This is a genomic window from Frankia sp. CgKIO3 (assembly GCF_977946435.1).
The window spans coordinates 20,851-37,896 of sequence record NZ_CDWTMO010000003.1 but is presented as its reverse complement, the minus strand read 5'-3'; the positions used below and the strand labels follow the sequence as shown (position 1 = coordinate 37,896).

Annotated in this window: 19 protein-coding genes; 17 read left to right on the top strand and 2 right to left on the bottom strand. The window is 69.1% G+C overall.

All coding sequences use genetic code 11. The features are described 5' to 3' along the window. Positions 1-99 precede the first annotated feature (99 nt). The 11 genes from secY to truA all read left to right on the top strand — a co-directional run bounded on the left by secY (position 100) and on the right by truA (position 8,569). Entirely contained in the window at positions 100-1,392 is a 1,293-nt protein-coding gene (gene secY, locus AC08OJ_RS00970; RefSeq protein WP_476591756.1) for a preprotein translocase subunit SecY, read from the top strand. Then, positions 1,392-2,063, top strand: coding sequence for an adenylate kinase (locus tag AC08OJ_RS00965; protein WP_476594856.1), 672 nt, complete (start codon positions 1,392-1,394; stop codon positions 2,061-2,063). The genes secY and AC08OJ_RS00965 overlap by 1 nt, the downstream gene beginning before the upstream one ends. A gap of 142 nt (positions 2,064-2,205) precedes the next feature. Continuing rightward, positions 2,206-3,051, top strand: coding sequence for a type I methionyl aminopeptidase (map, locus tag AC08OJ_RS00960; RefSeq protein ID WP_462202436.1), 846 nt, complete (start codon positions 2,206-2,208; stop codon positions 3,049-3,051). A gap of 282 nt (positions 3,052-3,333) precedes the next feature. Next, positions 3,334-3,555, top strand: coding sequence for a translation initiation factor IF-1 (infA, locus tag AC08OJ_RS00955; protein WP_006541558.1), 222 nt, complete (start codon positions 3,334-3,336; stop codon positions 3,553-3,555). A 79-nt stretch (positions 3,556-3,634) separates the two neighbouring features. Beyond that, on the top strand, positions 3,635-3,748 hold the full coding sequence (gene rpmJ, locus AC08OJ_RS00950) for a 50S ribosomal protein L36 (RefSeq protein ID WP_003956441.1): 114 nt from the start codon (positions 3,635-3,637) through the stop codon (positions 3,746-3,748). A gap of 201 nt (positions 3,749-3,949) precedes the next feature. Next, positions 3,950-4,330 carry a 30S ribosomal protein S13 gene (rpsM, locus tag AC08OJ_RS00945; RefSeq protein WP_462202433.1) on the top strand — a complete coding sequence of 127 codons (381 nt, stop codon included), beginning with the start codon at positions 3,950-3,952 and terminating at the stop codon, positions 4,328-4,330. An 81-nt stretch (positions 4,331-4,411) separates the two neighbouring features. Next, positions 4,412-4,816 (top strand): 30S ribosomal protein S11, encoded by a 405-nt coding sequence (gene rpsK, locus AC08OJ_RS00940; protein ID WP_011435061.1) that lies wholly within the window; start codon positions 4,412-4,414, stop codon positions 4,814-4,816. A gap of 95 nt (positions 4,817-4,911) precedes the next feature. Then, positions 4,912-5,541, top strand: coding sequence for a 30S ribosomal protein S4 (gene rpsD / locus AC08OJ_RS00935; protein ID WP_011435062.1), 630 nt, complete (start codon positions 4,912-4,914; stop codon positions 5,539-5,541). A gap of 177 nt (positions 5,542-5,718) precedes the next feature. Further along, a complete protein-coding gene (locus AC08OJ_RS00930; protein WP_476591757.1) occupies positions 5,719-6,768 on the top strand; it encodes a DNA-directed RNA polymerase subunit alpha in 1,050 nt (349 codons plus the stop codon). Between the two features lie 133 nt (positions 6,769-6,901). After that, positions 6,902-7,522 carry a 50S ribosomal protein L17 gene (gene rplQ, locus AC08OJ_RS00925; RefSeq protein ID WP_462185706.1) on the top strand — a complete coding sequence of 207 codons (621 nt, stop codon included), beginning with the start codon at positions 6,902-6,904 and terminating at the stop codon, positions 7,520-7,522. A gap of 222 nt (positions 7,523-7,744) precedes the next feature. Next, complete coding sequence (gene truA / locus AC08OJ_RS00920) at positions 7,745-8,569, top strand: tRNA pseudouridine(38-40) synthase TruA (protein ID WP_476594855.1); 825 nt, start codon at positions 7,745-7,747, stop codon at positions 8,567-8,569. Positions 8,570-8,609: 40 nt separating this feature from the next. On the opposite strand, the gene AC08OJ_RS00915 is transcribed toward truA, so the two are convergent. Beyond that, positions 8,610-10,073, bottom strand: a complete 1,464-nt coding sequence (locus AC08OJ_RS00915; RefSeq protein WP_476594854.1) for a hypothetical protein — start codon at positions 10,071-10,073, stop codon at positions 8,610-8,612. Between the two features lie 325 nt (positions 10,074-10,398). Between AC08OJ_RS00915 and rplM the strand changes: the two genes are divergently transcribed. From rplM to glmS, 4 genes are all read left to right on the top strand, one after another. Beyond that, positions 10,399-10,842 (top strand): 50S ribosomal protein L13, encoded by a 444-nt coding sequence (gene rplM / locus AC08OJ_RS00910; protein WP_476594853.1) that lies wholly within the window; start codon positions 10,399-10,401, stop codon positions 10,840-10,842. Positions 10,843-10,935: 93 nt separating this feature from the next. Further along, positions 10,936-11,343: a 30S ribosomal protein S9 gene (rpsI, locus tag AC08OJ_RS00905; RefSeq protein ID WP_476594507.1), complete on the top strand. Its 408-nt coding sequence runs from the start codon at positions 10,936-10,938 to the stop codon at positions 11,341-11,343. A gap of 109 nt (positions 11,344-11,452) precedes the next feature. Next, positions 11,453-12,820: a phosphoglucosamine mutase gene (glmM, locus tag AC08OJ_RS00900; RefSeq protein WP_476594508.1), complete on the top strand. Its 1,368-nt coding sequence runs from the start codon at positions 11,453-11,455 to the stop codon at positions 12,818-12,820. Positions 12,821-12,925: 105 nt separating this feature from the next. Then, positions 12,926-14,818, top strand: a complete 1,893-nt coding sequence (gene glmS / locus AC08OJ_RS00895; protein ID WP_476594509.1) for a glutamine--fructose-6-phosphate transaminase (isomerizing) — start codon at positions 12,926-12,928, stop codon at positions 14,816-14,818. 96 nt (positions 14,819-14,914) lie between these two features. Here the strand turns inward: glmS and AC08OJ_RS00890 are convergent, their stop codons facing one another. Beyond that, positions 14,915-15,484, bottom strand: a complete 570-nt coding sequence (locus AC08OJ_RS00890; RefSeq protein WP_476594852.1) for an SWIM zinc finger family protein — start codon at positions 15,482-15,484, stop codon at positions 14,915-14,917. Between the two features lie 136 nt (positions 15,485-15,620). Here AC08OJ_RS00890 and AC08OJ_RS00885 point away from each other — a divergent pair, with 136 nt between their 5' ends. Continuing rightward, positions 15,621-16,538 carry a PadR family transcriptional regulator gene (locus AC08OJ_RS00885; RefSeq protein ID WP_476594851.1) on the top strand — a complete coding sequence of 306 codons (918 nt, stop codon included), beginning with the start codon at positions 15,621-15,623 and terminating at the stop codon, positions 16,536-16,538. Positions 16,539-16,666: 128 nt separating this feature from the next. Beyond that, on the top strand, positions 16,667-17,023 hold the full coding sequence (locus tag AC08OJ_RS00880) for a holo-ACP synthase (protein WP_476592311.1): 357 nt from the start codon (positions 16,667-16,669) through the stop codon (positions 17,021-17,023). Positions 17,024-17,046: the final 23 nt, after the last annotated feature.

Sequence of the window (17,046 nt, the reverse complement as noted above, 5' to 3'; positions counted from 1 at the left end):
ACAGTCGCCTAACCGACCTCGGCGACCGGCCGGGGGAGGCGATCCGCACTGGGCAGGATGTCCACTTCCCGTCGGTCCGCAATCCCAGCAGGAGGAGCCGTGCTCACCGCCTTCACGCGGGCATTCCGCACGCCTGACCTGCGCAAGAAGCTGCTGTTCACCGTCGGTATCGTGGTGCTGTTCCGGTTCGGCAGCGTCATGCCGTCGCCGGGTGTCTCGACGTCCGCAGTGAACACCTGCCTGGACTCGGCGAGTGCCGACAGCAGCAACGTCTACTCGCTGATCAACCTGTTCAGTGGTGGGGCTCTGCTGCAGCTGTCCATCTTCGCGCTTGGCATCATGCCGTATATCACATCGAGTATCATCATTCAGTTGCTCGTTGTGGTGATCCCTCGGCTGGAGCAGCTGAAGAAGGAGGGCAGCTCGGGCGAGCAGAAGCTTACGCAGTACACCCGGTACCTGACGATCGCCCTCGGTCTTCTGCAGGCCACCGGCATCGTGGCGCTGGCCCGCAGCGGCCGGCTGTTCCCCGACTGTTCGGCCGCCATCATCCCGGACACGAGCCTGTTCCGGATCGCGACAATTGTCATCACGATGACAGCGGGTACCTCGGTCATTATGTGGATGGGTGAGCTGATCACCGCCCGGGGGGTCGGCAACGGCATGTCGCTGCTGATCTTCACCTCGATCGCGGCGAGGCTTCCCTCCGAAGGCGGACGCATTCTCCAGGTCGCCGGCGGTGTGGTGTTCGGCCTGGTGCTCCTGCTCGGTCTCGCGATCGTCGTGTTCGTCGTGTTCGTCGAGCAGTCTCAGCGTCGCATCCCGGTCCAGTACGCCAAGCGTCTAATCGGGCGGCGGATGTACGGCGGGACGTCGACCTACCTGCCGATCAAGGTCAACCAGGCCGGGATCATCCCCGTCATCTTCGCGTCCTCGCTGCTGCAGCTCCCTCAGCTTGCCGGACAGGTGTGGAGCAACCAGAGCTTCCAGGACTTCGAGCAAAGATACCTCTCCAGGGGTGACCATCCACTCTATCTGGTGACATATTTCGCACTCATCATCTTCTTCACCTATTTTTATGTTGCGATCACCTTCAACCCGACGGAGGTCGCGGACAATATGAAGAAGTATGGTGGGTTCATTCCCGGGATCAGGCCGGGGAACCCGACGGCGGAGTACCTCAAACATGTACTCGACCGAATCACACTCCCGGGATCGCTGTTCCTCGGCGTGATCACGGTTCTTCCGTTGGCACTGCTGAACCTGACCAAGGACCAGCCGTTCCCCTTCGCGGGCACGTCGGTTTTGATCATGGTGGGGGTTGGGCTGGAAACCGTGAAGCAGATCGAAAGCCAGCTCATGCTCCGCAATTACGAAGGTTTCCTCCGGTAGTGCGCCTCGTACTGGTCGGGCCGCCCGGTGCCGGAAAGGGCACCCAGGCCGCGTTCATTGCCCAGGCGCGGTCGATCCCCAAGATCTCCACCGGGGACATCTTCCGGGCGAATGTGCGACAGGGAACGGAGCTGGGCGTCAAGGCCAAGGCCTTCATGGATGCCGGTGATCTCGTACCGGACGAGATCACCATCGGTATGATCCGCAACCGCTTGGCCGAGGACGACGCGGTCAAGGGATTCCTGCTCGATGGTTTCCCTCGCAACGTCCCGCAGGCCGAGGTGCTCGGGCAGATGCTCGATGGCATGGGGATGCTCGATGGCATGGGGACCCGTCTGGACGTGGTGCTCGAGCTCGTCGTCGACGACGACGAGGTGGTGCGCCGGCTGTCCGGTCGGCGAACCTGTCGGAACTGCGGTCATATCTGGCACATCGACTTCGACCCGCCGTCGGTCGAGGGCGTTTGTGACCGGTGTGGTGGCGAGCTGTTCCAGCGCGACGACGACCGGTCGGAGACGGTCCGTCATCGGCTCGAGGTCTACGCGGACCAGACGTCGCCGCTGGTGGCGTACTACGCCGAAAAGGGCATCCTGATCGGTATCGACGCCACCGGACCGGTGGACAACGTCACCGACCGCGCGCTCGACGCCCTGCGGCACTACGGCGACTGAACCCGTCGGCCTGGTCCGGGCGCGGACCAGGCTGAACGTGGCTCCCGAGCTTTTCGCGGAAGATCGTTGGAGTACGTCCTGCGGGGGTCGGCGGCTAGCATCGGAAACGGACACAACACGAACACGGACCGGGGCGACGAGCGTGGCGCGACGAGAACACGTCCAGATCAAGACGGCGGCGGAGATCGCCAAGATGCGGGTTGCTGGCCTGCTCGTCGCGAAGACGCTGGCGCGGCTGCGTGACGCGGTCGTCCCCGGGGTCACCACGGCCGAGCTGGACGCCCTTGCCGAGAAGACGATCCGGGACGACGGCGGTATCCCGTCCTTCAAGGGCTATGCCCAGCCGCCGTATCCGGCCTCGATCTGCAGCTCGGTCAACAACGAGGTGGTGCACGCCATCCCCACCCGCAAGCGGGTGCTGCGCGAGGGCGACATCATCTCGATTGACTGCGGGGCGATCGTGGACGGCTGGCATGGGGACGCCGCGATCACCGTGCCGGTCGGTGAGGTCGCCCCGGAGGTTCTCGCGATGATCGACACGTGCGAGGGCGCGCTGTGGGCGGGCCTCGCCGCCGCCCAGCTCGGTGGAAAGCTCACCGACATCAGCGCCGCCGTCGAGCGGCATGTCCGTCCACATGGCTACGGCATCGTCGATCACTACGGGGGCCACGGTATCGGCAGCGAGATGCACCAGCCCCCCCACGTGCTCAACCACGGCCGGCCCGGCCGTGGCATCCGGCTGATCGAGGGCCTTGCGCTGGCCATCGAGCCTATGATCACCATGGGGTCGCCGGACACGGCCGTGCTCCCCGACGACTGGACCGTCGTGACCCGCGACGGCAGCCTCGCCGCCCACATCGAGCACTCGGTGGCAATCACTCCGCGTGGGCCGTGGGTGCTGACGGCGCCGGACGGCGGAGCGGCGAAACTCACCGAGCTCGGGGTCGCCTGCGGGCAGCCGGCTGACGCCCCGTCTGGAACCGGCTGAACCGGCTGAGGTCGCGTCGACTCTGAGCGGGGGTCGTGTTGACCCTTGACGGGGGTCGCCGCGTACACTCTTTAGCTGGCGGTCTTCTCACGCCGGTGTGCTCCACCGTGTCTATAGCAGTCCTGTCTATGGCAGTTGCGGTCGGTGGCAGTGTGGTTGGTGCGTTCGGGCTCCTCTCGGGGTAGTTCAAGCCTCTGACCTTGGCTTTTCCGAATATTTCGGAGGGCCGACCGGTCGCGGCCGAGCCGCCGTCCCATAGTCGACGTCAGGACAGCGGAGGACATGCCGAAGAAGGACGGGGCCATCGAGATCGAAGGCCGTGTGGTGGAGCCGCTCCCGAACGCGATGTTCCGGGTGGAGCTCCAGAACGGTCATCGTGTTCTCGCCCACATCAGCGGGAAGATGCGCCAGCACTACATCCGGATCCTGCCGGAGGACCGCGTCGTGGTCGAGCTCTCGCCCTACGACCTGTCCCGCGGCCGCATCGTCTACCGCTACAAGTAGTCGATCTCTTCTCACTCGCCCGTAGCTCCACTCAATCGCCACGCGCGGCCCGCGGCTGCGCAGGAGGTCCGCAACAGCCGTGAAGGTCAAGCCCAGCGTCAAGAAGATCTGCGACAAGTGCAAGGTGATCCGTCGCCACGGGCGAGTCATGGTCATCTGCGACAACCTTCGTCACAAGCAGCGTCAGGGCTGATGTCCTGACGGGTGCGGCCTCGTCCCGGCGGGTGGCGCAGCACGTGCCGCCCGCCGAGAGGCGGCCCACCGCATCCAAGCGATGCCAGGCGTCCCATCCGGGACGACCTACCCCCGGTCGGAGGCCGGGGCCCGCCCGGCCCGGCGCCGGCCGGGACGGCATCGCCCGAGACCTCCGGCCGCAGGAAGGAAACATCCGTTCATGGCACGCCTCTCCGGCGTCGACCTTCCCCGCGAGAAGCGGGTTGAGATCGCTCTGACCTACATCTTCGGGATCGGCCGCAGCCGCTCCCGGGACACCCTCGCCGCCACCGGGGTCAACCCGGACACGCGTGTTCGTGATCTGAGCGAGGAAGAGATCGTCAGACTGCGCGACTGGATCGACGCGAACTACCGGGTCGAGGGTGACCTCAACCGGGAGATCAAGCAGGACATTCGCCGCAAGATGGAGATCGGGTGCTACCAGGGGCTCCGTCACCGGCGTAACCTGCCCGTCCACGGCCAGCGCACGCACACCAACGCGCGCACCCGCAAGGGCCCGCGCCGCGCCATCGCCGGCAAGAAGAAGGCCGGCAAGAAGTAGTCAGGGTCCCCGGCGGACCGCTCGGGCCCGCCGCCGCCGACCACTGATCGACGACCTCGTACACGGAGACCACACGCGAACATGCCTCCCAAGACGCGCGCAGCCGGCGCCAAGAAGGTCCGGCGCAAGGAAAAGAAGAACGTCGCCCACGGACACGCTCACATCAAGAGCACGTTCAACAACACGATTGTCTCCATCACCGACCCGTCCGGGAACGTGATCTCCTGGGCCTCGGCGGGCCATGTCGGCTTCAAGGGCTCCCGCAAGTCCACGCCCTTCGCCGCCCAGATGGCGGCCGAGAACGCGGCCCGCAAGGCGCAGGAGCACGGGATGCGCAAGGTCGACGTCTTCGTAAAGGGCCCGGGTTCCGGCCGGGAGACCGCGATCCGTTCCCTGCAGGCCGCGGGCCTCGAGGTCGGTGCGATCCAGGACGTCACCCCGACCCCGCACAACGGTTGCCGCCCCCCCAAGCGGCGCAGGGTGTGACCATGCGGCGAGGCGGCCGCGGCCGGAGCTCCACGCCGGCCGGTGTCGTGGCGTTGCGTTCGAGTTCGCGCCAGGAAACGAGAGAGAAGGATTAGATGGCCCGTTACACCGGCGCGGACTGCAAGCGTTGCCGCCGCGAGAAGACCAAGCTGTTCCTCAAGGGCAGCAAGTGCGACACCCCGAAGTGCCCGATCGAGATCCGGCCCTACCCGCCGGGCGAGCACGGCCGTGGCCGCACTAAGGACTCCGAGTACCTGCTGCAGAAGCGCGAGAAGCAGAAGTGCGCCCGAATCTACGGCGTGCTGGAGAAGCAGTTCCGGGGCTACTACGACGAGGCGAATCGCCGGGCCGGCAAGACCGGTGACGAGCTGCTGAAGATCCTTGAGTCGCGGCTCGACAACGTCGTGTACCGGGGTGGCTTCGCACCCTCGCGGGACGCCGCCCGTCAGGCCGTCCGGCACGGCCACGTCCAGGTGAACGGCCGCAAGGTCGACATCCCCAGCTATCGGATCAGCGAGAACGACATCGTCGAGATCGCGCCGAAGGCCCGGGAGCTCACGCCGTTCATCGTGGCCCGGGAGACCGCGGGTCAGGGTCGGGCCGTTCCGGCCTGGCTGGAGGTGATCCCGAGCCAGTTGCGGATCCTGGTGCACTCGCTGCCGGCGCGGCAGGTGATCGACACTCAGGTGCAGGAACAGCTGATCGTCGAGCTCTACTCCAAGTAGGGTCTGCCGGCGTCGTCCCCGCAGTCAGGGGGCGGAGCACACTGGAGTCCGGGCGGGCCTCCGCCCGGACACCACCCCGTGGGCGGAACGGACCGATGTTCCGCCCACCGGCTCCCGTCAGGGGGCCCGCACCACACGGCGTCATATGGCGGTCGCCGTGGTCGGAAGGACGTTCTCATGTTGATCGCTCAGCGTCCCACCCTCATCGAAGACCCGATCTCCGAGTTCCGTTCACGCTTCGTGATCGAGCCGCTGGAGCCGGGCTTCGGCTACACCCTCGGTAACTCGTTGCGCCGGACCCTGTTGTCCTCCATTCCCGGTGCCTCGGTTACCAGCATCCGCATCGACGGCGTGCTGCACGAGTTCTCCACCGTGCCCGGCGTCAAGGAGGACGTGACCGACCTGATCCTGAACCTCAAGGAACTGGTCGTCAGCTCCGACAACGACGAGCCGACCGTGATGTATCTGCGCAAGCAGGGCCCCGGCGAGGTCACGGCGGCGGACATCGCCCCGCCGGCGGGCGTCGAGGTGCACAACCCCGAGCTGCGGCTCGCCATTCTGAACGACAAGGGCAAGCTCGAGATCGAGCTGACCGTCGAGCGGGGGCGCGGGTACGTCAGCGCGGCCCAGAACAAGCAGGCCGGCCAGGAGATCGGGCGGATCCCGATCGACTCGATCTACTCGCCGGTGCTGAAGGTGACCTACAAGGTCGAGGCCACCCGCGTCGAGCAGCGGACCGACTTCGACCGGCTCATCGTTGACGTCGAGACCAAGCCGTCGATCTCCCCGCGAGACGCGATGGCCAGCGCCGGCAAGACCCTGGTCGGCCTGTTCGGGCTGGCGCAGGAGCTCAACGCCGAGGCGGAGGGCGTCGACATCGGCCCGTCCGCCGCGGACGCGGCGCTGGCGGCCGACCTCGCGTTGCCCATCGAGGAGATGGACCTGACCGTCCGCTCCTACAACTGCCTCAAGCGTGAGGGCATCCACACGATCGGCGAGCTGGTCTCCCGTAGCGAGGCCGACCTGCTCGACATCCGTAACTTCGGGCAGAAGTCGATCGATGAGGTCAAGACGAAGCTGGGCGCGATGAGCCTGCAGCTCAAGGACTCCCCGCCCGGGTTCGACCCGCGCCAGGCCGTGGACACCTACGGCACCGACACGTACAGCCCGTCGTTCTCCGACCCGTCCGACGACGGCGCGGAGTTCGTCGAGACCGAGCAGTACTGACTCTCCACGAGGGCCTCCGCTTCCGGCGGGGGCCCTCGGCGACCCTCCGGTGGCGAGAGCCGCGTCCTTCGGGCGGGCAGCCTGGCTAGGCCGGTGACCAGCAGGACAGTGAAAGGAACGAGGAGCACTCATCATGCCCACGCCAACCAAGGGCGCCCGGCTCGGCGGCAGCCCCGCACATGAGCGGCTGCTGCTGGCCAACCTCGCCACCGCGCTGTTCGAGCACGGCGGCATCACCACCACCGAGGCGAAGGCCAAGCGGCTGCGTCCGTACGCCGAGCGTTTGGTGACCTTCGCCAAGCGGGGGGACCTGCACGCCCGCCGGCGCGTCATGCGCCAGGTACGCGACAACTCGGTCGTGCACACCCTGTTCACCGAGATCGGTCCGCGCTACGCGAACCGGAACGGTGGCTACACCCGGATCATCAAGATCGGAAACCGGAAGGGTGACAACGCCCCGCTGGCCCGGATCGAGCTGGTCGAGGCGCTGACTATCGGCCAGCAGGCCGTCAGTGAGGCCGAGCGGGCGCGGGACACCCGTTTCGAGGCTCGTCGTAAGCCCACCGGCGCCACCGCGGAGGCGGCGGAGGACCTGGCCCAGGAGTCGCCGACCGCGGCTGTTGTGGCAGCCGAGGCCGCGGAGCCGGCAGACACCCCCGCCGAAGGGGCCGCCGGCAAGCCGACGACCGGGCAGGCGGACGACTCCGGCACCGGGGAGGACTCCGGCACCGGGGAGCAGAACTCCGCAAACTGAGGTCCGGGCCGAAGGCCGGAATCTTCGGCCTTCGGCCCGGACCTCGCGTCCTGGAGTAGATCCGCGCAGGCCCGCCGCCCATCATGGGCGGCGGGCTTTCGTTTTAGTGCCGTCGCACCGCCGCGTCGTCGCTTGCACGGGGGAGAGACAGATGTCCGATCCGGGAGTTTCCGCGGGACGATGTCCCGCGGGTCGCGAGGCGGCTGCCCGCCGGTGATGACGATGACCGACGGGCTGGTTCGGCTGCGGCTGAACCTCTCCTACGACGGGACGCCGTTCGCAGGATGGGCCCGCCAGCCCGGCCAACGCACCGTGCAGGGCGATGTGGAGGATGCCCTTATGCGGGTGGCGCGGTTGCCGGCGGTACGGCTCACCGTCGCCGGACGGACCGATTCGGGCGTCCACGCCGTCGGCCAGGTAGCGCACGTTGATCTCCCAGACGACGTGCCGCTCGGCGGCCTCGCGCGGCGGCTGAACGGTGTCCTGGACCGGGCCGTGCGGATCATCGGGCTCGCCCCGGCACCGCCCGGCTTCGACGCCAGATTTTCCGCACTCTCCCGCCGCTACGTCTACCGCATCACCGACGCTCCGTATGGAGCCGAACCCCTGCGGCGCTTCGACACCCTGGCCTGGCCTCGTCCGCTCGACGTGCCCGCGATGGCGGCGGCGGCGCTGTTCCTGGTTGGCGAGCATGACTTCGCCGCGTTCTGCCGGCGCCGGGAGGGCGCGACGACCGTCCGCACGCTGCTGCGCCTCGATGTGCTCCGCCGGCCTGACGGGGTCGTCGTGGCCGACGTCGAGGCCGACGCCTTCTGCCACTCCATGGTCCGGGCGCTGGTCGGCGCCCTGCTTGCCGTCGGGGAGGGCTGCAAGCCGCCCCAGTGGCCCGCGGCGGTGCTGCACCGAGGTGTCCGGGACCCTGCCGTCACCGTTGCGCCGGCGCACGGCCTGACGCTGGTGGACGTGCGTTACCCGCCCGATCCTGAGTTGGCCGCCCGGGCCGAGGTCACCCGGGCCGTTCGGATTCCCCCCACGCCGTCCGGTTGAGGGTGGGGCCTGGTCGCCGGTGGGCCCGGTCGCCGGTGGGTCAGTGGCGCGGGCCGTGGCCGAGTACTGCTCGGTCTCCGATGGGCTCGGTCGCGAGTGTGCTCAGATCGGTCTGGGCGTTCCGCAGCGCGGGATCGGTCCCTGCTCCCTGGGTGCCGTCGGTGTAGGCGACCTGCGTGTAGATGAGGTAGTGCCCGCGGGTGATCGCGCCCCGCCACGAGTTGTTCCCACCCGGGCCGGTGGTCCGCGCGTTCGGAATCGAGTTGGCCGGGACGGGGAGGGGCACGATGCCACCGCGCCCCTGGTTGAGGATGTCCGCGGTGGCGGTGGCGGTGGTGAGCTCGTCGAGGACGAAGACGGTGACGCCGGCCAGCACCTGGCGTCCGCCGTCCCCCGGGGTGCTGAGGAACAGCGTCCGCACCACCTGCCGGCAGCGCCGGTCCTTGAGCTGCGTGACCAGACCACCGGTGAGATCTGGGCAACCGTTGTCCAGTTTGCGGGCGAGCCGCCGGTAGTTCCGTCCCTCGGCCTCGACCTGCTCGTCGGAGAAGAACTCGTCGGCGGTCACCGGGTCGGAGTCGAGGGTCGCGCTGTTGAGGAAGCCGGCCGGGATTGGTGGGAGCGTCTGCCGGGTGGTGGGCGTCTCGCGCCCGTTGTGCCCGTTGTCCCCGCTGCGTACCACCACGACCGCGACCGCCGCGACGAGGACGAGGACGGCCCCGGCGACGCCGGCCAGCAACCGCCGAGTGTCGCGGACCCCACGGCCCCCGGCCTGGTCCTGAGTGCTCCGCCCCCACCTCGACGGGTACGCGCCACGGGCGCTCGATGCGGCGGTGGCGGACGGTGCCGACCCGTTGATCGGATCGTCGTCGATCGAATGGATGTCGACCGGATCGCCGTCGCCGAATCCGCCATCAGCCGCGGCGGGTGGGTGAGATTCGCCGGTTTCACCGATGCGGGTGGGACCGCCAGTAACGGCATCTGTGCCGGGGGAGACACCCGGATAGGCCGGCGTGCCCGAGTCCCGTGGACGGGATGCCGGGCGCTCATAGCGGGTCGGACCCGGCTGCGGTACGGATGCGGCGCCGGTCCCGGCTGGCTCCGTGCCCAAGCTCGTGGTGGTCGGGGACGGTGTTATGCCGAGCGATGTGGTGTCGGGCTGCGTGGTGTCGGGCGGTGTGATCCGCAGGGAGGTCGGCTTCGGCGAGAACGAGTACGTCCGGGATCCCCCGAACAGGGGATCGTCGGCGGGGGGAGTCCAGCCGTCGAGGTCGGGGTGCGGGCCACCTGGGCGGGGAATCGTCACTGCTGTCGGGCCCGTGGTGCCTCCCCGGTCGGCCGGACCGGTTGCCGGACCGCCGCCCTCCGGCGCGCCGGCCGACCGCCGGCCCTCAGCCGGCGCGGGAAACGTCCGATCGTGGCCGGCGCCTCCGGACAGCGGGGTCGGCCCCTCGTGCCCGGGGGCTTCGTGCCCCTCGCGCCCGTCGGATCGCCCGCTGCCCATCTCCGTCATCCTGGTGAGAATAGCCAGCTTGTTGGCGGGATTCAGCGCGGTCAGGTGTCCATGGTCGGTGGCCGGGCCGCCTGCATGTCCGTCTCCCCTGCATGTCCGCACTGCCGGTACTGCCGGTACTCCCGCTTTCCGTGCCCCCCGGGTGGACCGGCCTCCCGGGTGGACCGCTCCGATCGCCTGGTAACCTCAAAGACTGCTGCGCGTGACACGTCCCGTCTGCGCGCTCCACATTCTTGACGAGATCATTCTTGACGAGATCCGTGAGAGGCCCCTTGGGAGTCTCCTGGCGGGATCGTCCGAACGAGAAGGCAGACCTGTGCGCACGTACCAGCCCAAGCCCGCGGATGTCCAGCGTGTGTGGCACGTCATCGATGCCACCGACGTGGTGCTCGGTCGGCTGGCGACCCAGGCCGCCACGCTCCTGCGTGGAAAGCACAAGCCGTACTTCGCTCCACACATCGACACCGGCGACTTCGTCATCGTGATCAACACGGGCAAGGTCGCCCTGAGTGGGAACAAGCGGGAGCAGGCCCAGTACCACCGGCACTCCGGCTTCCCGGGCGGTCTGCGCAGCACCTCCTACGGGGAGCTGCTCGATACCCGTCCGCAGATCATCGTCGAGAAGGCGATCAAGGGCATGCTGCCGAAGAACAAACTCGGCCGAGCCCAGGGGACCAAGCTGAAGGTCTATGCGGGTCCGACCCACCCGCATCAGGCGCAGCAGCCCACCCCATTCGAGATCATCCAGGTCGCGCAGTAGCCGCGGACCTCCTGAGCCGGTCGCCGGGCGGGGTCCTCCCGCCCGCCGGTACCGGCCCCGGGAACCACGCATCAACCGAGGAAGGAACGCGACGTGGCTGTCGTGACCGACGTACAGGGCAATCCCCGCGCCACCGGGCGGCGCAAGGAGGCGGTCGTCCGGGTGCGTCTGCTCCCGGGGACCGGGCAGTGGACGCTCAACGGGCGCATGCTTGAGCAGTATTTCCCGAACAAGGTGCACCAGCAGCTCGTCAACGAGCCGCTCAAGGCACTGGATCGGACGGAGTCGTACGACATCGTCGCCCGGCTGCACGGTGGCGGCGTCTCCGGGCAAGCCGGTGCGCTGCGGCTCGCCCTCGCCCGCGCGTTGACGCTGGCGGAGGAGGAGTCCCGGCCTACCCTGAAGAAGGCCGGCTTCCTGACCCGTGACGCTCGGGTCAAGGAGCGTAAGAAGTACGGGCTCAAGAAGGCCCGCAAGGCTCCGCAGTACAGCAAGCGCTGACCTTGGATCCCCTTCGCGGGCGTGCCCCCGGAGGCGCGCTCCTGGAGGGGATCGGTGCCACCGGTGCCCCCCTTGGTCTCCGCCACGATCTTCGACAAGGGAGACCTCAATGGTGAGGCTCTTTGGCACCGACGGCGTCCGAGGTGTCGCCAACATCGATCTAACCGCGGAGCAGGCGTTGTCGCTGGCTTCCGCGGCGGTCGAGGTTCTCGCTGGGCCGAACCGGGCGAGTGGGCCCTCCGGGTCCGGTAAGCCGGTAGTGGTCGTCGGCCGGGACACGCGGCCCTCCGGGGAGTTCCTGGAGGCCGCGGTGGTCGCCGGGCTCGCAGCCTCCGGTGCCGACGTGGCCCGGATCGGGGTGGCACCCACGCCCGCGGTGGCTTACGCCGTCGCAGCCAGCGGCGCGATGTTCGGTGTCATGCTCTCCGCCAGCCACAACCCGATGCCGGACAACGGTATCAAGCTGTTCGCCGCCGGCGGCCTCAAACTGCCCGACGAGGTCGAGGACGCCATCGAGCGGCGGATGGCCCTACCTCCCAGCCGCCGTCCCGTCGGCGCCGACGTCGGTCGGGTCCACGACGAACCGGTTCTCCTCGACCGGTATGCGGCGCATCTGCTGGCCACGCTGCCGGTGCCGCTCGACGGCCTGCGGGTCGTCGTCGACTGTGCCCAGGGCGCCGCCTCCACCTTGGCCCCTCGGGTGCTGCGGGCGGCCGGAGCCGATGTCGTCGCGCTGCACGCCGACGGCGACGGGACAGCGATCAACGACGGCAGCGGTGCCACCCATCTCGACAGCCTGCGTGCCGCGGTCGTGGCGTACGGTGCCGACGTCGGCATCGCCCATGACGGCGACGCGGACCGTTGCCTCGCCGTGGACGCGACCGGTGAGGTCGTCGACGGCGACCAGATCCTGGCGATGTGTGCTCTGGCGCTGGCCGAGCGGGGTGAGCTGGTCGACGACACGGTGGTGGTCACCGTGATGTCGAATCTGGGCTTTCACCACGCGATGCGGGAGGCCGGTATCACCGTCGTCACCACACCCGTCGGGGACCGGTACGTGCTGGAGGCGATGCGCGCCGGAGGCTACGTGCTCGGCGGTGAGCAGAGCGGGCACGTGGTGTTCCTGGACTACGCGACGACCGGCGACGGGTTGTTGACGGCGTTGCGGATCCTGGGCCGGGTCGCCGAGACCGGACAACCGCTCGGCGAGCTCACCAAGGCGATGACCCGGTTGCCCCAGGTGTTGGTGAACGTGCGTGGCGTCGACCGGACGCAGGTGGACACCAATGAGAAACTGCTGCGGGCCGTCGCCCTGGCCAAGGCGGAACTCGGTGACGAGGGTCGGGTGCTGCTGCGGTCGTCCGGCACCGAACCCCTCGTGCGGGTGATGGTCGAGGCGGGCACCGACGCCGCCGCGCGGGCGGTCGCACAGCGGCTCGCCGCCGTCGTGCGCACCGCGTTGCCGCCGGCGCGCTGACCGATCCCGTCGCTGACCGGTCCCGCCGCGGCCACAAGCGGACACCTTGCCCCGAGCGTCCCCCGGTACGCTCTCACTTCCGGGAACCTGCGTACGCTGAGCCGCATGTGCGGGATCATCGGTTACGTCGGCGACCAGGCGGCACTGGATGTCGGATTGAACGGTCTGCGGCGGTTGGAGTACCGGGGTTACGACTCGTCGGGTGTCGCCGTGGTCGGCGCCGGGGCACTGCGGACGGCGCGTCGTGCCGGCAAGCTGTCCAACCTCGAGAAGCTGCTCGCCGAGAATCCGGATTCCAGGCCGATGCCCGGCACCACCGGCATGGGGCATACCCGGTGGGCCACGCACGGTGGACCGACCGACGCGAACGCCCATCCGCACACCGACTGCACCGGCGCCATCGCCGTCATCCACAACGGGATCATCGAGAACTTCGCCGCATTGCGGGTCGAGCTGGAGACGGTCGGCCACGAGCTCGCCAGTGAGACCGACACGGAGGTCGTCGCCCATCTCCTCGAAGTCGAGCTTGCTGGTGCCGGCGCTGGTGCCGACCGCGGGTACGACGGGGGCGCGCATCCGCTGACCGCCGCGCTGCGACGGGTCTGCCGGCGGCTGGAAGGCGCGTTCACCCTGGTCGTGCTGCACCGCGACTTCCCGGAGGTGGTTGTCGGGGCCCGGCGCAACAGCCCGCTAGTCGTGGGGCTTGGTCAGGGGGAGACCTTCCTCGCCAGCGACGTCTCGGCCTTCATCGCCCACACCCGGGAGGCGCTGGAGATCGGGCAGGATCAGGTGGTCGAGGCTCGCCGGGACGGCGTGACGGTGACCGACTTCGGCGGCCAGATCATCGAGGGCCGGCGGTACCACGTCGACTGGGATGCCAGCGCCGCCGAGAAGGGCGGCTACCCGTACTTCATGCTCAAGGAGATCAGCGAGCAGCCGACCGCCCTGGCAGACACGCTGCGCGGTCGGCTTTCCGCCGATGGTGCGATCGTGCTCGACGAGGAGCGGCTGTCTGTCCAGGATTTCCGGGACGTGGACAAGGTCTTCATCGTCGCCTGCGGTACCGCCTACCACGCCGGCCTCATCGCAAAGTACGCGATCGAGCACTGGACCAGGCTGCCCTGCGAGGTCGAGATGGCCTCGGAGTTTCGCTACCGCGACCCGGTGCTCGACCGGTCCACCCTCGTCATCGCGATCAGCCAGAGCGGCGAGACGCTGGACACGCTGATGGCGGTCAAACACGCGTGCGAGCAGAAGGCACGGGTGCTGGCCATCTGCAACACCAACGGTTCTACGATCCCTCGGGAGTCCGATGCGGTGCTGTACACCCGCTGCGGCCCGGAGGTGGGGGTCGCGTCCACCAAGACCTTCCTCGGGCAGGTCGCCGCGTGCCTTCTCGTTGGCCTGTTCCTGGCCCAGGTGCGCGGCGTGCTCTACGGCGACGAGGTCGCTGCGTACGTCGAGCGGCTCCAGCGTATGCCCGAGCTGATCGAACGGACGCTGGGAACGGTCGAGCCGGTGCGGGAGCTCGCCCGTGCCTTGGCCGACGCGAGGGCGGTGCTCTTCCTCGGTCGTCATGTGGGGTACCCGGTGGCCCTGGAAGGGGCCCTCAAGCTCAAGGAACTCGCCTACATGCACGCCGAGGGGTTCCCGGCAGGGGAGCTCAAGCACGGGCCGATCGCGCTCATCGAGCCCGGCCTGCCGGTGTTCGTTGTTGTGCCGTCCCCACGGGGTCATGCGAACCTGCACGGAAAGATCGTTTCTAACATCCAGGAAGTCCGGGCGCGTGGCGCCCGCACGATCGTGATCGCGGAAGAGAGCGACACCGCCGTCGAACCGTTCGCCGATCATCTCATCCGCGTGCCCGCGACCGCGTCGCTGTTCGCGCCCCTGGTCACGACGCTACCGCTGCAGGTCTTCGCGTGCGAGCTGGCGCTTGCGCGCGGCCTCGATGTCGATCAGCCGCGTAACTTGGCGAAGTCGGTCACAGTCGAATAAGCCCTTCCCCACACTGCGCCTTCGGCGCGGTGTGGGGACCCCTGGCATCGGGCGGCGTACCGGCGCGGCGGGGGGGCTGGGCTCGGGCCTGCCTGGTCAGGTGGACGGCGTCGCTCCGTGCTGACGGCCGTGCCAGGCGACCGTCGCCTCCCACAGCGCATCGGCGACGGCGTCGTTGTCGTCGGCGGCGTCGAGCAGGGTCTCGACGAGTTCGGCGCGAGGGGCGCGGCTGAGGAAGACGCGCATCGCGGCGTGGACCGGGTCGTCGGTGAAGAGGGTCTCCTCACCGAGGATCGCGCCGTCCTCCCCCTCGATGTCCTCGTCGTCCTCGGCGAGTCCCGCCGAGCTGGTGGCCACGAGGGCGACCGCGACCGCATGCCGGCAGAACGAGCCGGTGGATCCCTCGGTGCAGGTACAGCCCGTCCGTGGCCCGTCGTCGGCCGCCTCCAGGCGGACCTCGTACGAACCGTCGTCGTCCACCGTGCCGGATGCGTTGGTGGGGCGGATGCGGAGTTGTTCGACTCGACCGAGAAGGGCCAGATTCACCCCTTCTATGAAGACGTCGGTGCCGGCGTGCTGTGCGCAGGCACGTTCCTCGAAGGCTGCCTCGAGCGGGGTGACGGCGTCTCCGCCGTGCCCGTTCTCCCCGGACCCCGAAATGATCACTGCTCAATCCTACGGAATTCGCGCGGTTCGGGGATGCCTAGGCGAGTAGGTCTTGTTATCGATTGCATCGCGATATATCGTGAGCCTACGTGATGAGGTGTGAGCGGATGGCTCCGGTCGCGCCGACCCGAAGGGAATGATCGTGGTTTCACAGGTGATGTCGGGCCCATGGGGCCGCTGGGGATGCGAGGCCGGGTTCGGCCCGTCCCGGCTGCGGGACTTCTTCGAGGCGGTGAGCGCCTGGGGGGAGTGTGGTGGCCGGTCGGAGGCGGTGGCCGGCGAGCAGGACCACTCCGAGAGCGGTCGCGCCGGCCGTGGTGGCCACGGCGGGCATCGTGAGCACGGTGGGCACGGAGGAGGCGGGCCGAGAGGCCGCCGGGGCGGACCGGGCTGGCCGTTCGGCGGCTTTCCCGGCCCGGGGTTCGGTCTGGGGTTCGGCGGCCCCGGTTTTGGCGGTCCCGGCAGCTTCGGCCGTGGGCCGAAGGTGGGGCGGGGTGACGTCCGGGAGGCGCTGCTCGCGCTGCTGGCCGAGGAGCCCATGCACGGCTACCAGATGATCCGTGAGCTCGCGGAGCGTAGTGGTGGCATCTGGCGGCCGAGCCCGGGGTCGGTCTACCCGGTCCTGTCGCTGCTGGCCGACGAGGGGCTCGTGCGCGCGGAGGAGGCGGAGGGCAAGCGAGTCTTCCATCTCACCGACGCCGGGCGGGCGCACGTCGAGGCACGCGCAAGGGGGCGCAAGCCGTGGGAGACTGCCGCGGCGGCGGTCGATGACGATCTCACCAGTTTGCGAACGCTGGCGTTCGCCGTCGGTGCGGCCATCGTCCAGGTGGCCCAGGCCGGAGACGAAGCGCAGATCGCCGCGGCGCGGTCCCTGCTCGCCGAGACCCGCCGTGGTCTCTACCAGATCCTCGCCGGGGACGATGTCGAGCCCCCGATGAGACCGGAGGGTGCCGCCACGGGTACCGGCGCGGACAAGGGCCGCACCGCTCCCGATGGTGGCAGCAAGGACGACGGCAACGGCGGATCGGCCCCGGGGCGGGCTGCGACGCGCTGATCGACGAAGCGTTGATCAGCGGGGCGCGGGCGCCTCGGCGAGGTGGGCGTGAACCGGCTAGCGGGGACCTCACCGGCCGTCCCGGTGCCGACGGCGGGGTAACACCGCGTTTGTGGGAACCTTCCCAGGTGGCGGTGGTGGGCGTCGGCGTGGACGTGGTGGATGTTGACCGGTTCGCCGTGACGCTGGCACGCACGCCGGGCATCGCGATGAGGCTGTTCACCGCGACCGAACGGAGCCTCGCCCGGCCCGAGCGGTTGGCCGCCCGGTTCGCGGCGAAGGAGGCGGTCGCCAAGGTTCTCGGCGCACCCCCCGGTCTCGAGTGGCACGACACCGAGGTGGTTCTCGGTACTGGGGGGCGACCGTCGTTACGGATTATCGGCACGGTGGCCGCCGCGGCGGCCCGGCTCGGCATCGCGTCCTGGCATCTCTCGCTCACCCACGACGGCGGCGTGGCCGTGGCGATGGTCGTTGCCGAGACCTGAGCACGGTCGGGTCCGGTGGGCCC